The organism is Nitrospirillum amazonense (genome assembly GCF_029594735.1).
GTDB lineage: Bacteria > Pseudomonadota > Alphaproteobacteria > Azospirillales > Azospirillaceae > Nitrospirillum > Nitrospirillum amazonense.
In genome coordinates, this window is record NZ_JARPAF010000004.1 from 508,402 (window position 1) to 522,712 (window position 14,311).

A 14,311-nucleotide genomic window follows, 5' to 3' on the forward strand; every position below is an offset into this window, starting at 1 on the left:
CCGGGGCGCCCCGCCGAAACCGACCGCTATTCATTAATTCAACAGCCAAGGAATTAACGATGTCCCTCATCAATACCGAAGTGAAGCCCTTCAAGGCGACCGCTTACCACAACGGCAAGTTCGTGCCCGTGACCGAAGCCGACCTGAAGGGCAAGTGGTCCGTGGTGGTGTTCTACCCGGCCGACTTCACCTTCGTGTGCCCGACCGAGCTGGGCGACCTGGCTGACAACTACGCCGAGTTCCAGAAGCTGGGCGTGGAGATCTATGGCGTGTCGACCGACACCCATTTCACCCACAAGGCCTGGCACGACACCTCCGACACCATCGCCAAGGTGCAGTACCCGCTGGTCGGCGACCCGACCGCCACGCTGGCCCGCAACTTCGACGTCCTGATCGAGGAAGAGGGCCTGGCCCTGCGCGGCACCTTCGTGATCAATCCCGAAGGCCAGATCAAGCTGTGCGAGATCCACGACAACGGTATCGGCCGTGACGCGTCGGAGCTGCTGCGCAAGGTGAAGGCCGCCCAGTACGTGGCCAGCCACCCCGGCGAAGTGTGCCCGGCCAAGTGGACCGAGGGTGCCGAGACCCTGAAGCCGTCGCTGGATCTGGTCGGCAAGATCTGATCCGCGTTGGTTGATGCCGGACCGGGACGGCGACGTCCCGGTTCCTGTCCGGGGGCCCTCGGGCCCCTGGACGCCTCCCGGCCCACGCCCTCGGAGGCTTAGGTCCGGGCCGCGACGCCTTCGGTGGCGCGCCCGCTTGAACAGTCCGCCTGTGACATTACGTTTCAAAATGCGCATCTGGCCGCCTTCCCTGGCGCCGGTGACCGCCCCCTCTTTGCCCGCCCTTTCCCTCAATCTCCGCCAGAAAGCCCGCCCCGATGTTGGACGCCAATCTCAAGACCCAATTGAAGGCCTATCTGGAACGGGTGAAGCAGCCGATCGAGATTGTTGCTTACCCGGACGATAGCGCCACCTCCCGCCAGATGATGGAGCTGCTGGCCGATATCGCCGAAGCCTCCGCCCTGGTGAACATCAACGAGAACGTGGACGGCGCCGGCCGCCGCCCGTCCTTCACCGTCAACCGGCCGGCGGGCGACATCGGCATCCGCTTCAGCGGCCTGCCCATGGGCCACGAGTTCACCTCGCTGGTGCTGGCGCTGCTGCAGGCCGGCGGCTATCCGCCCAAGGTCAGCGACGAGGTCATCGCGCAGATCAAGGCCATCGAGGGCGATTACCACTTCGAGACCTTCATCTCGCTGACCTGCCACAACTGCCCGGACGTGGTGCAGGCCCTGAACCTGATGGCGGTGCTGAACCCCCGCATCCGCCATGAGATGATCGACGGCGGCGTCTTCCAGGACGAGGTGACGCGGCGCCAGATCATGGGCGTGCCGGCCGTCTTCCTGAACGGCGAACCCTTCGGCCAGGGCCGCATGGAGCTGGAGGAGATCCTGGCGAAGCTGGACAGCAGCTCCGTCGCCCGCGAGGCCGCCAAGATCGACGCCAAGGACCCGTTCGACGTGCTGGTGGTGGGCGGTGGCCCCGCCGGCGCCGCGGCCGCCATTTACGCCGCCCGCAAGGGCATCCGCACCGGCATCGTGGCGGAGCGGTTTGGCGGCCAGGTCATGGACACGCTGGGCATCGAGAACTTCATCTCCGTCACCGCGACGGAAGGGCCCAAGCTGGTCCGCAGCCTGGAAGAGCATGTTCGCACCTATGAGGTGGACATCATGAACCAGCAGCGTGCCAAGGCCCTGGCCACGGTCGACGGCCTGCACGAGGTGACGCTGGAAAGCGGCGCCAAGCTGAAGGCCAAGGCCCTGATCCTGGCCACCGGCGCCCGCTGGCGCGAGATGAAGGTGCCGGGCGAGGAACAGTACAAGACCAAGGGTGTGGCCTTCTGCCCGCACTGCGACGGCCCCCTGTTCAAGGGCAAGCGCGTGGCGGTGATCGGCGGCGGCAACTCCGGCGTCGAGGCGGCCATCGACCTGGCCGGCATCGTCTCCCACGTCACGCTGCTGGAATTTGACAGTCAGCTGCGCGCCGACGCGGTGCTGGTGACCAAGCTGAAAAGCCTGGCCAACGTCACCATCCTGACCCAGGCCCAGACCACCGAGGTCACGGGCGACGGCAACAAGGTGAACGGCCTGGTCTACAAGGACCGCGCCACGGGCGAGACGCATCGCCTGGCGCTGGAGGGCATCTTCGTGCAGATCGGTCTGCTGCCCAACACCGACTGGCTGCGCGGCACGGTGGAACTGACCCAGCGCGGCGAGGTGATCGTCGGCCACCATGGTGAGACCTCCGTCCCCGGCATCTTCGCTGCCGGCGACGTCACCACGGTGCCCTACAAGCAGATCATCATCGCCATGGGCGAAGGGGCCAAGGCCTCCCTGGGCGCCTTCGACCACCTGATTCGCTCGTCGGTTCAGGCCGCCTGAGTCGCGACGGCGTAGAGTACAGCGCCCACCTGGGGTGGTGCCGGGCAACACCGGCGCCCTCTCCAGGTGGGCGTTTTCATTGGGGGAATCGGGGTTGCCGAGAGGACAGGTGACGCGGCCTTCGCGGCCTTCGTAAACTGCCTGTCCCACCCCTGTCCCGGACCGTCCCGCCCCCATGTCCCATCCCGGCTTCATCCACCTGCGCACTCATTCCGCCTACTCGCTGTCCGAGGGGGCGATCAAGGTGAAGGAGCTGGTGAAGCTGTGCACCAAGAACGCCATGCCGGCGGTGGCGGTGACGGACACCGGCAACCTGTTCGGCAGCCTGGAATTCGCCATGGCGGCGTCGGACGCGGGCGTGCAGCCCATCGTCGGCTGCCAGATGTGGATCGGCCGCTGGGGCCCGGTGGCGACCACGCGCGGGCCGCAGCGCCCCGGCACCTTCGGGGCCGACCAGCTGGTGCTGCTGGCGCAGAACGCCCAGGGCTACGCCAACCTGATGGAGCTGATCAGCAAGGCGTACATGGAGACGGAGCCGGGGCTGGAGCCCCAGGTGTCCATGGCGGCGCTGGAGGGGCATAGCGATGGCCTGATCGCGCTCACCGGCGGTATCCACGGCGGGGTGGGGCGCCTGCTGCTGGAGGGCCAGGCACCGGCGGCGGCCGAGCTGCTGCTGGAACTGAAGCGCCTGTTCCCGGGGCGCCTCTATGTCGAGCTGATGCGGCATGACAAGGACACCGCCATCGGCCGGGCGGAACAGCGCATCGAGGGCGCGCTGGTCGATCTGGCCTACGCCCACGATCTGCCGCTGGTCGCCACCAACGATTGCTACTTCGCCACCGCCGACATGTACGAGGCGCACGACGCCCTGCTGTGCATCGCCGATGGCGCCTTCATCATGCAGGACGACCGCCGCCGCCTGACCCCCGACCACTATTTCAAGAGTGCCCAGGAGATGCGGGCGCTGTTCGCCGACCTGCCGGAGGCGGTGGACAATACGGTGGTTATCGCCCAGCGCTGCGCCTACATGCCGCGCAAGATCAACCCCATTCTGCCCAACTTCCCCACCGAGGAAGGCCGGACGGAGGCGGAGGAACTGCGCGCCCAGGCCCATGACGGCCTGACCTTCCGCCTGACCCGCTACGTCTTCACGCCCGAGATGGGGGAGGACGATAAGGCGGACACGGAGAAGCGCTACCGCGAGCGCCTGGATTACGAACTGTCCGTCATCGAGCGGATGAAGTTCCCCGGCTACTTCCTTATCGTGTCGGACTTCATCAAGTGGGCCAAGGACAACGGCATCCCCGTGGGGCCGGGCCGCGGCTCGGGCGCCGGCTCGCTGGTCGCCTGGTCGCTGCTGATCACCGACCTGGACCCCATCCGTTTCGGCCTGCTGTTCGAGCGTTTCCTGAACCCCGAACGCGTGTCCATGCCCGACTTCGACGTGGACTTCTGCCAGGATCGCCGGGACGAGGTCATCCGCTATGTCCAGGCCAAGTACGGCCATGACCGCGTGGCCCAGATCATCACCTTCGGTAAGCTGCAGGCCCGCGCCGTGCTGCGCGACGTGGGGCGCGTGCTGCAGATGCCCTATGGCCAGGTCGACCGCATCTGCAAGATGGTGCCCAACAACCCGGCCAACCCCGTCACCCTGCAGGAGGCGCTGGACGGCGAGCCGCTGTTGCAGGAGATGCGCCGCCAGGATGAGACGGTGGACCGCCTGATCGGCGTGGCGCTGAAGCTGGAAGGCCTCTACCGCCACGCCTCCACCCACGCCGCCGGCGTGGTGATCGGCGACCGCCCGCTGGACCAGCTGGTGCCGCTGTACCGCGATCCGCGGTCGGACATGCCGGTCACCCAGTTCAACATGAAGTATGTGGAACTGGCCGGCCTGGTGAAGTTCGACTTCCTGGGCCTGAAGACCCTGACCGTGCTGCAGAAGGCGGTGGAGCTGATCCGGCCGCGCAATCCCGACCTGGACCTGCTGAACCTCGACCTCTACGACGAGAAGACCTACAAGCTGTTGGGCCGGGCCGAGGCGTCGGGCGTGTTCCAGCTGGAAAGCTCGGGCATGCGCGACGTGCTGCGCCGCATGAAGCCCAACCGCATCGAGGACATCATCGCCCTGGTCTCGCTGTACCGGCCGGGCCCGATGGACAACATCCCCAAGTACATCAAGGTCAAGGACGGGCAGGAGGAGCCCGATTACATGCATCCCTCGCTGGAGCCCATCCTGAAGGAGACCTTCGGGATCATGGTGTACCAGGAACAGGTGATGCAGATCGCCCAGGTGCTGGCCGGGTACAGCCTGGGCGGCGCCGACCTGCTGCGCCGCGCCATGGGCAAGAAGATCAAGGAGGAGATGGAGAAGGAACGCTCCAAGTTCATCGACGGCGCCACGGCGCGCGGGGTGGACGCGGAACAGGCGGGCCTGATTTTCGACCAGGTGAACAAGTTCGCCGGCTACGGCTTCAACAAGTCGCACGCCGCCGCCTACGCCCTGGTCGCCTACCAGACGGCCTACCTCAAGGCCAACTACCCGGTGGAGTTCATGGCCGCGTCCATGACGCTGGATCTGGGCAACACCGACAAGCTGAACCAGTTCCGGCAGGAACTGGACCGGCTGAAGATCAAGTTGCTGCCGCCGGACATCAACCATTCTGGCGACATCTTCCGCGTGGAGATCCTGCCCAATGGCGACCGCGCCGTGCGCTACGCCCTGGCGGCGGTGAAGGGCGTGGGCGGGCCGGCCATGGCGGCGGTGGTGGCGGAGCGGGACGCCAACGGCCCCTATCGCGACCTGTTCGACTTCGCCCGCCGCCTGGACAACAAGGTCATCAACAAGCGCCAGCTGGAAAACCTGGCCGCCGCCGGCGCCTTCGACAGCCTGGTGCCCAACCGCCACCAGGTTCATTCCGCTATCGAAATCATGCTGCGCTACGCTCAGGCCGAGGCGGCGGAGCGCGAGAGCGGCATGAACAGCCTGTTCGGCGCGTCCGCCCCGCTGAAGGCGCCGGAACTGCCGCGCGTGGTGGATTGGGAACCGCTGGAAAAGCTGCGGCACGAGTTCGAAGCCATCGGCTTCTACCTGTCGGCCCACCCGCTGGACGCCTTCGCGGCTCCCCTGGCCAAGCTGAAGGTGGTGCGTTTCGCCGACCTGCCGGGCATCGTGGCGCGCGGCGGCGGGTCCACCCGCTTCCGCATGGCCGGCATCGTCGTCGCCCGGCAGGAGCGGACGGCCAAGAGCGGCAACCGCTTCGCCTTCATCGGCATGTCGGATGCCTCCGGCGTCTATGAGGTGACGCTGTTCTCCGAGGCGCTGGCCCCGGCGCGCGAGCATCTGGAGCCAGGCAAGGCCGTGCTGATGACGGTGGATGTGCAGCAGAACGGGGAGGAGTTGCGCCTGACCGGCAGTGGCGTGCAGCTGCTGGAGGATGAGGTCGCCAAGGTCGCGTCCGGCCTGCGGGTCACGCTGAAGGACCAGGCGCCGGTGGAAGGCCTGCAGACGGTGCTGAAGCGCCTGCCCGCCGGCCGGGGCAAGATCCATCTGATGGTGGAGGTCGACCGGCTAGAGGTGGAGCTGGTGCTGCCCCAGGCCTATCAGATCAGCAGCGCCAGCCGGTCCGCCCTGCGCTCCATCCCCGGCGTCATCGACGTCCAGGACATTTGATACGCGCGGCATTTGATCATGACCGCTCAAATGCCCCCTCAGGCGCCGGGCGGCCACATCCGCGGCCTTGGCTTGTCCTTGATTTCCAGTCCGCCTTCGGCTCCCCGGAAATCTTCGGCACCCCCGCAGTCGCGGGCTACAGCGGCACGAGCCGCTATCTCGTGCCGCTGGTATGATCCCACAAATGAGAAGGGCGGCCCCCGGCTGGGAACCGCCCTTCACGCGTCAGACGCGTCAGACATGGGCCACGCTTAGTTCATGGCGCCCTGCATGGCGCCGGCCTCACGCTGGCTGTCGGTCACGCCCGGCAGGGCGCACATGGTGCTGACCTCGACCCAGCCGCCCTGGCCCTTGTCGCTGACCGGGGCGTCGCCTTCGCCGGCGCGCATGGCGGACTTGATCACCCACTGGCCGCCCTGGTTCTCGACCCAGGTGTCGATGCCTTCCACCCGGCCCTTGCCCTGCGGCATGCCGAACACCACCGGGGCGGTCCACACGCGCGGCTCCGTGCCCTCCAGGCAGGTGGGCTTGGGCACGGTGTCGCCCGGCTTCATGGCGGTGTTCACCTTGCCGGTGCCGGTCGAGATCATGCCCTTGGGCCGCACGATGTAGGTGTGGCTCTCGGTGCTGTAGGACTGGGAAGAGGTCGTGGTGGTGGTCGCCGGGCCGATCATGCCCTCGTCACCCATGGGGGCGGGCGGCGGGGAATTGGCCTCGGGCGGGGAAATCGTGTCGTTCGGGCCGGTGGCCGGGGTATCGGCGGTCTGGGCCAGGGCCGTGCCGCCGATCAGACCGGTGGCCAACAGCGTGGCCGCAAGCAAATGCATCCGCATGTCCATCTCCTTCGTCTTCGATCAGCCGGACCCGCATGGGGCGCGCCGCGTGTGCCTAAACCCCAAAGACCAGGGGAAGGTTCCCGCAATGACCAGGGCGGCAGGAAGGCGGCGCCATCAACCGGGATCAGGGTCCGGTCTCGGTGAAACTTAGTGGTTCGATACGCGGGCGTGGATAATACTCAAGTTTGCCCTGCGGTTACTTGTGCCGCCGGATTGTGTCCGCGATTGGGCCGAATCTGGATGGTGATGGGGCTTGTTTGTTACAGCGCCCTGTCGGGTGGCGGGGGCGGCGAAAACCGGATGGCACCGGCCGGGCTTCATGCCAGGATGGTCCGAACAAGCCGGACGGGAGGATGACATGGGACCATACGCCGAGGCCTATGCCGCACGCCGCATGGCGGCGGAGGCGGCCGTGGACCTGATTCCCTCAGGTTCCCGCATCGCCATGGGCCTGGGCGTGTCGCAGCCGCCGGCCCTGCTGCGCGCGCTGGCCCGGCGGGCCGAGGCGGGGCAGGTGGGCGACCTCTCGCTCTACTACCTGCTGGCCTTCGCCAACGCGGCCCCCCTGCTGCGGTCCGACCTGCGCCATCGGGTCCGGCCGGTCAGCCTGTTCCACGGCGGACTGGAGCGCGCGTTGGACAAGGATGCGGGGTCGCACGGCCTGCCGGTGGTGGATTTCATCCCCACCGCCTTCAGCCAGGCGCCGCACGTCCTCAGCCGCCAGGTGGACGTGGATGTGCTGCTGACGACCGTGGCGCCCATGGATGCGGACGGCTGTTTCAGCCTGGGCACCAACACCGACTACGCCCTGGCCGTGTCGCAGAGCGCCCGCCAGGTGATCCTGGAGGTGAACCCGGCCATGCCGCGCACCCTGGGCAATTGCCGCATTCCCCTGGATCGTGTGACCGCTCTTGTGGAAAACCCAGTGCCCCTGCTGGAGGTGCCGCCCGCCAGGATCAGGGACAACGACAGGACGATCGGCCGCCTGATCGCGGATTTGGTGGAGGATGGCGCCTGCCTGCAGATGGGCATCGGCGCCCTGCCCGATGCCGTGTGCGCCGCCCTGCACGACCGCCGGCACATGGGCATCCACACCGAACTGATGACCCCCGGCCTGGCGGAGCTGATGCGCCGGGGTGCGGTCGACAACAGCCGCAAGGCCATCCACACAGGACGGACGGTATTCACCTTCGCCATGGGGGACCGGGCGCTGTACGACTTCCTCGACGGCAACCCGGACTGCGAGGCGCAGCCGGTGGACTATGTGAACAACCCGGCGGTGATCGCCCGGAATGACACCGTGGTCTCCGTCAACGCCACGCTGGAGGTCGACCTGCAGGGCGCCTGCAATTCCGAATGCCTTGCCGGCTGGCAATACAGCGCCGCGGGCGGCCAGCTGGATTTCGTGCGCGGCGCCTCGGCCTCGACGGGCGGCAAGTCCATCATCGCCTGCCATTCCACCGCCGCCGGCGGCACCGCCTCGCGCATCGTCCCGCGCCTGACGGGGCCGGTGACGACGCCACGTAACGATGTCCAGTACGTCGCCACCGAATTCGGGGTCGTGAACCTGCGCGGACTGACGCTGGCGGAGCGGGCGCGGGCGCTGATCGGCATTGCCCATCCCGACTTCCGCGAGGGGCTGGAACGGGCGGCGTACGCCGCCGCCCGGGGGTGCTGACCACGGGGTGCCGAAAGGCCTCAGGAGGCTTTGGCCGGCCCCCCGGCCCCCGCGGGCAGGCCGATCTCCTCCGGCGTGGGGTCGTAGGCGTTGACGTGGGGGATGCGGGCCTGCAGGCGGCCCAGCAGGTTGATCAGGGTGTCGACCTCGCGCGGGCTGAGGTCGGCCAGCAGGCGCCGCTCCCGCTCCAGCGCCATGACCAGAATGCGGTCGTGCAGGTCGCGGCCGGCCACCGTCAGGGCGGCCTCGCGGCCCCTCGGCTCCGCCGGGCGGAACTGGATCAGGCCGCGATCCTCCATGAGGGCATAGCTGCGGCTGACGGCGGCCTTGTCCATGCCGATGAGCTGGCAGATGCGGGCGGCGGTGCACCATGGCTCCGCCACCAGGTGGACGATGATGCGCCACTCCACCACCCCGATGCCGAAGTGCTTGAAGTACAGGCGCGAGGCGCCGCTGGACAGCTTGTTGGCGATGGAATTCAGGAAGGCCGGGACATAGCGCTCCATGTCCAGTTTGGGGCCCATATCCAGGGTCAGGTCGCTGACCGGCAGCGCCATCGGCTGCGGGCGGGGAAGGGGCATGGTGGGTCCTGTTCCTCGTGCGTGACCCCGTCTTCGGGGGGTCTTGTTCCCACGAAGCCAGGGCAGGGGCGCTGGCCGCGCCCCTGTCCCAAGCTTGTGATCACAATGACCTTGGCACCACGGGCCCAAATGCACAAGGCCTGGTGCGCGGGGCGAACCGTGCACCAGGCCTTGAGGATGAGGCTTCTAATCCGAACGGGAGGGCTTACTTGCTGTCATAGTCCGGGATGGACGGGAACTGGTCCGGGTCCACCTTGCCGTTGCGGATGTAGTTGTTCTGCCGCTGGCGGTACAGCGAGCGCATGGTGGCGTAATAGTCCACGCTGTTGCGCTTCATGTCGTCCAGCACGTCCAGGTACTGGGCGCGCAGATCGACGGCGTAGACGCCGGCGCGGGTGTAGCTGGCCCAATCGTCGTGGGTATTGCTGAGATAGCGCGACACGGGGTCGCCATAGGCCTCGACACCAAAGCCCACGGCGTCACGCAGGGTGGAGGGGCCCAGGACAGGCAGCACCAGATAGAAGCCTTCGGGCACGCCCCAGACCGCCAGCGTCTGGTCGAAGCTCTCATACTCGTAGGTCAGGCCGTGGTCGCCCGCCACGTCGATCAGGCCGCCCAGGCCGATGGTGGAATTGATGAGGAAGCGCTCGGTGGCGACCTCGGCGCCGTCCCAGTCACCCTGCAACAGCTTGTTGGCCAGGGTCAGGGGGGAGCGCAGGTTCCATAGCACGTTGCGGATGCCCGTCTGGGCGAAGTCCGGCATCACCGTGCGGTAGACCTTGGCGGCCGGGCGCAGCAACACCGTGTCCACGCCCTCGTTGAACCAGAAGATGGCGCGGTTCATGCCCTCTAGCGGATCGTTGGCGTCCTCTTCCTGGGAGGCGGCGATGGCGGCGCGCGCCTCTGCCGTCTTGGCCTCGGCCACCTCGGTGCGGGCGCCATCGCCGTCGGGCGCCGGGGCGTCAGGCGTAACCGCCGCCTGCGGCGGCTGCGGCTGGGTCTCCTGGGCATGGGCGCCGGCGGACAGCGGCATGGGCAGCGCCAGCATGCCCAGCAGGGCGGCGGCCGTCAGGCCCAGGCGCCGGCGGGACCGGGCGGGAACGGTGGTGGAAGCGACGGGGAAACCGGGACGCAGCATCGGGGGGATGCCTCCAGCAGCGGGATAGGAACGGCCGGAACCGGCCGGAGGGATGGGATGCCGACTGGACGGGGCATGCGGGCCCCGCTCCATGCGGATGGGACGGCGCGATCCTGTCTCGCCGCCACCGACTTAACCATAACGGTGAGCCCGCCCGGCAAAAATGAGAAAATCAGGGCCCCTATTGCCGCGCGCGCATGGCGGCTTTGCCATTTAGGGGGCGTTGTAAAAGCGTTGTTTACCAACGGGGCAGGCCAAATCATGCTGTGGATGGTCTGCATTGCCGCGCGGAGCCCGACAGTTTGCGGGGACTCAAGCGTGCAAGGGCCGGTTACCAGCGCCGGTCCGGTGCCGGCGTCCCCGTGCCGCCCGGGCCGGCGACGGCCCCGGCGACGGTTTCACGACAGCGCATCCCGCGCAACATAAAGGAACACCCGATGCATCGCCCCCCAGCACGTCGCCGCACCCTGATTCGCCCGGCCCTGCTGGGCGCGTTGGCGCTGACGGCGGCGTGCTCCAGCCACAAGACCTTCTACACCGTCACCACGCCCCTTGGGCAGACGCTGGGTCGCACCACGTCGGAGGACGCGGCCAAGGTGTCGCTGCGCGCCTGGTTCAACCGGGTGGACACCAATCAGGACGGCAAGCTGTCGCGGGAGGAATTCCAGGCCGAGGCCGACGCCGTCTTCACGCATTACGACCTGAACGGCGACGGCGCCCTGAACGTGACCGAGCTGGAGAAAGTGCGACGGGCGGATCGCATGGCCCTGATGGGGCATGGTGCCCCCGAGGGCGGCCCCCATGGCGGCCCCCCCCAGGATGGCCCCGACGGGGGACCCGGCGACGCGCCGGGCGCCGGTCCCGAGGGTGCATCGCCTGATGGTCCTTCCGGCGGTGGTCGCGGTCCCGGCGGGATGGGTGGGGGCATGGGCGGCGGTATGGGCGGCGGCGGCCGGGGTGGGGTCGACCCCATCATGGCGGCCGACACCAACCTGGACTTCCGCGTGACCCGCGAAGAATTCCGCGCCTACGCCCGCGCCCTGTTCGAGGTCATCGACGCCAACCACGACGGCCAGCTGACCATCGAGGAGATCGAGAAGGTCGACCTCAGCACCCGGGAACCGGGCGGCGGTGGCCATGGCGGGGGCGGCATGGGTGGTGGCGGCCGGCACGGCGGCGGTCGCGGCGGCATGGGGGGCGGTGGTCCCGGCGGGATGTAAGTCCCCGCACTCTCCCGACGAAGGCGGTCGAAATCGGCCGCCGAAATCGGGTAATGTCGTCGCCGATCAAGCATTTGGCCGCCCGCCCGGCGGTCGCCCTTCGGAAGGACGCCCATGGACCGGTGGATCGAAAGCGTGCTGTTCGCCAGCCGCTGGCTGCTCGCCCCCCTTTACCTTGGCCTGGTGGTGGCCCTGCTGCTGCCGCTGGCGGGCTTCGTCCATGAGCTGTGGGAGCTGATCAACCATCTGGCCAGCGCCACCTCGCATGAGATCATCCTGGGCCTGCTGTCGCTCATCGACCTGTCGCTGATCGCCAATCTGGTGCTGATGGTGATCTTCGCCGGTTATGAGAACTTCGTTTCCAAGATCAGCGTGGCCAGCCACCACGACCGCCTGGAATGGATGGGCGAGGTGGATTTCGGCGGGCTGAAGCTGCGCCTCATCGCCTCCATCGTCGCCATCTCCGGCATCCAGCTGCTGCGCGCCTTCATGAGCGTCAGCGACTACAGCGACCGCGACCTGATGTGGTCCACCGTCATCCACGTGGTGTTCGTCGCGTCCGGCGTGCTGCTGGCCCTCATGGACTACCTGACGGAAAAGGCTCACAAGCTGGGACAGTAATACGGGTTCCTCACGCGCCGGCAGCCGCATCCGCGGCTTTGGCTGATCCTCGATTTCCAGTCTGCCTTCGGCTCCCCGGAAATCTCCGGCGGCCCCGGTCGGGGCCTACAGCGGCATGTTTCATGCCGCTGGTGGTGGGTCAGTGCGCCTTCAGAGCAGCTACCACCTGGCGGATGACGGGGGCCCAGTCGCCCTGCCGGTCTTGCCGGAACAGGCGCATGGCCGGGTACCAGGGGGTGTCCTGGCTGTTCAGGCGCCAGCGCCAGTCAGGGGCGTAGGGCAGCAGCAGCCACACGGGCCGGCCCAGCGCCCCGGCCAGGTGCGCCACCGCCGTGTCCACGGTGATCACCAGGTCCAGTCCCGCCACCAGGGCGGCGGTGTCGGTGAAGCCGTCCAGCGCCATATCGGCCATGCCCAGGGCCGCCAGCACCTCCTCATCGCCCCGCCGGCGGTCGGCCTGCACCGGCCACAGCGTCACGCCGGGCAGGGCCGCCAGCGGGCCGGCCAGGTCGGCCAGGGGCATGCTGCGCAGCCGGTCGGCCCGGTGCCTGGGGTTGCCGGACCAGGCGAGGCCGACATTGAGGGCGTCCGTACCCAGCCGTCCTGCCCAGGCGCGGACGCGATCGGCCTCGGCCTTGAGGTAGGGCGCCGGCATCGCCAGCCCGGCGGCCTCCTGTATGCCCAGTGCTGCCGGCAGGCTCATCAGCGGCACATGCAAATCGAAGGCGGGCAGGGGGCACCCCCGTGCCACCACGTCCACATCTCTGTGCGCCAAGCTGCCGCGCAACAGGGCCAGCAGGGGCGGCTGCACCTCCAGCACGATGCGGCCATCGCCGGGCAGGCGGCTGAGGAATCGCACGAATTGCAGGGTGTCGCCCAGGCCCTGCTCGGCGTGCACCAGCAGGGTGCGGCCGCCGAGGTCCTCCCCCCGCCATTCGGGTACGGCGAAGCCCCGGTCCGCCAGCTCATCCACCCCGCCGCGCCAGCGCCAGGCGTAGGCCGGCCAGCCCCGCGCGTCGTCGCCGGCCAGCAGCCAGGCCAGCGCCTGGTTGAAGCGCACCACGCCGTTGTCGGGGGCCAGGGTGGCCGCCCGGGTGTGGACGGCCAGCGCCTCCACGACGTCGCCCTGTTCCGCCAAAGCCTGGCCCAGGTTGGACAGGCAGGTCGCGTCCTCCGGCGCCAGGGCCACGGCGCGGCGATAGCTGTCCACCGCGGCTTCACCCTGTCCCGCCAGCTGCAGGGCGGTACCCAGGTTGACGTGCACGTTGGCGGTGTCGGGGGCCAGTTGGACGGCGCGGCGGTGCAGGGCCAGCGCCTGGTCCAGCTGGCCGTCGGCCTGCAGGGCCAGGCCCAGGTTGGTCAGGGCGTCCGGCCAGTCGGGCGCTAGGTGCAGGGCGCGGGCGTAGGCGGCGATGGCCTCCGCCGCGCGGCCCTGGTCGGCCAGCACGTTGCCCAGGCCCAGGAAGGCCGGGGCGTTGTCGGCGTCGCGGCGGATGGCGTCGGCATAGGCGGCCAGGGCGGCGGCCGTGTCGCCGGCCGCCTCCAGCGCCATGCCCAGGGTGACGCGGATATCGGCGTCGGCGGGCTTCAGGGCGGCGGCCATGCGGAAGGCGGCGATGGCGCTGGGTAGCTGGCCCAGGGCCTGGCGCGACAGGCCCAGCCGCAGGTGCGCGTCGGCGTCGCCCGGCTGCAGGAACAGGATGCGCTGGTAGGCGATGACGCTGTCGGCCAGGTGGCCCAGGGCATGGAAGGCGTCGCCCAGGGCGCGCAGGGCCGGGATGTTGCCGGGTTGGGCCGCCGCCACGCCGGCCAGCATCTCCGCCCCCTCCACCAGGCGCCGGGTGCGGCAGAGGATGACGCCCAGCAGGTGCAGCACGGCCGTCTCGTTAGGCAGGCGGCGCAGGATAAGGCGGCACAGCCTTTCCGCCTCATCCAGGCGCCCGGCGCGGTCATGGTGCTGCGCCTGCCCGAACAGGGCCGCCAACTCCGGCGACACCATCAACCGTTCCTTGGATACCGCCGTCATGTCGCCGCCCCCGCTTCCCCATCCTCCCACTGTGGCGGCAAGTCGGGCGGCCCACCACCGGCGGGGCGGCGGCCGCCCCTTGCGCAAATACCGCGCCT

At 68.7% G+C, this 14,311-nt stretch carries 10 protein-coding genes; 6 read left to right on the forward strand and 4 right to left on the reverse strand.

What is annotated here, in order from left to right; genetic code table 11:
- Nucleotides 1-59: 59 nt before the first annotated feature.
- The 3 genes from ahpC (at nt 60) to dnaE (ending at nt 6,113) form a co-directional block, all read left to right on the forward strand.
- A complete protein-coding gene (gene ahpC / locus P5F91_RS23090) occupies nt 60-623 on the forward strand; it encodes an alkyl hydroperoxide reductase subunit C (RefSeq protein ID WP_145608432.1) in 564 nt (187 codons plus the stop codon).
- A 257-nt stretch (nt 624-880) separates the two neighbouring features.
- Complete coding sequence (gene ahpF / locus P5F91_RS23095) at nt 881-2,443, forward strand: alkyl hydroperoxide reductase subunit F (protein WP_145608430.1); 1,563 nt, start codon at nt 881-883, stop codon at nt 2,441-2,443.
- Nucleotides 2,444-2,618: 175 nt separating this feature from the next.
- Entirely contained in the window at nt 2,619-6,113 is a 3,495-nt protein-coding gene (gene dnaE / locus P5F91_RS23100) for a DNA polymerase III subunit alpha (RefSeq protein WP_277908378.1), read from the forward strand.
- A 251-nt stretch (nt 6,114-6,364) separates the two neighbouring features.
- On the opposite strand, the gene P5F91_RS23105 is transcribed toward dnaE, so the two are convergent.
- Complete coding sequence (locus P5F91_RS23105) at nt 6,365-6,946, reverse strand: hypothetical protein (RefSeq protein WP_145727678.1); 582 nt, start codon at nt 6,944-6,946, stop codon at nt 6,365-6,367.
- A gap of 361 nt (nt 6,947-7,307) precedes the next feature.
- Between P5F91_RS23105 and P5F91_RS23110 the strand changes: the two genes are divergently transcribed.
- A complete protein-coding gene (locus P5F91_RS23110) occupies nt 7,308-8,627 on the forward strand; it encodes an acetyl-CoA hydrolase/transferase family protein (RefSeq protein WP_277908379.1) in 1,320 nt (439 codons plus the stop codon).
- 20 nt (nt 8,628-8,647) lie between these two features.
- On the opposite strand, the gene P5F91_RS23115 is transcribed toward P5F91_RS23110, so the two are convergent.
- Together P5F91_RS23115 and P5F91_RS23120 are read right to left on the reverse strand one after the other, a co-directional pair.
- Entirely contained in the window at nt 8,648-9,208 is a 561-nt protein-coding gene (locus P5F91_RS23115) for a MarR family winged helix-turn-helix transcriptional regulator (protein ID WP_145608422.1), read from the reverse strand.
- A gap of 205 nt (nt 9,209-9,413) precedes the next feature.
- Complete coding sequence (locus tag P5F91_RS23120) at nt 9,414-10,346, reverse strand: MlaA family lipoprotein (protein WP_246134174.1); 933 nt, start codon at nt 10,344-10,346, stop codon at nt 9,414-9,416.
- Between the two features lie 437 nt (nt 10,347-10,783).
- Here P5F91_RS23120 and P5F91_RS23125 point away from each other — a divergent pair, with 437 nt between their 5' ends.
- Nucleotides 10,784-11,566 (forward strand): EF-hand domain-containing protein, encoded by a 783-nt coding sequence (locus tag P5F91_RS23125; protein ID WP_277908380.1) that lies wholly within the window; start codon nt 10,784-10,786, stop codon nt 11,564-11,566.
- Nucleotides 11,567-11,680: 114 nt separating this feature from the next.
- Complete coding sequence (locus tag P5F91_RS23130) at nt 11,681-12,187, forward strand: TIGR00645 family protein (RefSeq protein ID WP_145608419.1); 507 nt, start codon at nt 11,681-11,683, stop codon at nt 12,185-12,187.
- 139 nt (nt 12,188-12,326) lie between these two features.
- Here the strand turns inward: P5F91_RS23130 and P5F91_RS29925 are convergent, their stop codons facing one another.
- The gene (locus P5F91_RS29925) at nt 12,327-14,213 is read right to left on the reverse strand and encodes a tetratricopeptide repeat protein (RefSeq protein WP_422394493.1); all 1,887 of its coding nucleotides are present in this window, start codon (nt 14,211-14,213) and stop codon (nt 12,327-12,329) included.
- Nucleotides 14,214-14,311: the final 98 nt, after the last annotated feature.

Coding starts and splice junctions, on each gene's coding strand:
- ahpC (WP_145608432.1), top strand. CDS start 60: ATGTCCCTCATCAATACCGAAGTGAAGCCCTTCAAGGCGACCGCTTAC.
- ahpF (WP_145608430.1), top strand. CDS start 881: ATGTTGGACGCCAATCTCAAGACCCAATTGAAGGCCTATCTGGAACGG.
- dnaE (WP_277908378.1), top strand. CDS start 2,619: ATGTCCCATCCCGGCTTCATCCACCTGCGCACTCATTCCGCCTACTCG.
- P5F91_RS23105 (WP_145727678.1), bottom strand. CDS start 6,946: ATGCGGATGCATTTGCTTGCGGCCACGCTGTTGGCCACCGGTCTGATC.
- P5F91_RS23110 (WP_277908379.1), top strand. CDS start 7,308: ATGGGACCATACGCCGAGGCCTATGCCGCACGCCGCATGGCGGCGGAG.
- P5F91_RS23115 (WP_145608422.1), bottom strand. CDS start 9,208: ATGCCCCTTCCCCGCCCGCAGCCGATGGCGCTGCCGGTCAGCGACCTG.
- P5F91_RS23120 (WP_246134174.1), bottom strand. CDS start 10,346: ATGCTGCGTCCCGGTTTCCCCGTCGCTTCCACCACCGTTCCCGCCCGG.
- P5F91_RS23125 (WP_277908380.1), top strand. CDS start 10,784: ATGCATCGCCCCCCAGCACGTCGCCGCACCCTGATTCGCCCGGCCCTG.
- P5F91_RS23130 (WP_145608419.1), top strand. CDS start 11,681: ATGGACCGGTGGATCGAAAGCGTGCTGTTCGCCAGCCGCTGGCTGCTC.
- P5F91_RS29925 (WP_422394493.1), bottom strand. CDS start 14,213: ATGACGGCGGTATCCAAGGAACGGTTGATGGTGTCGCCGGAGTTGGCG.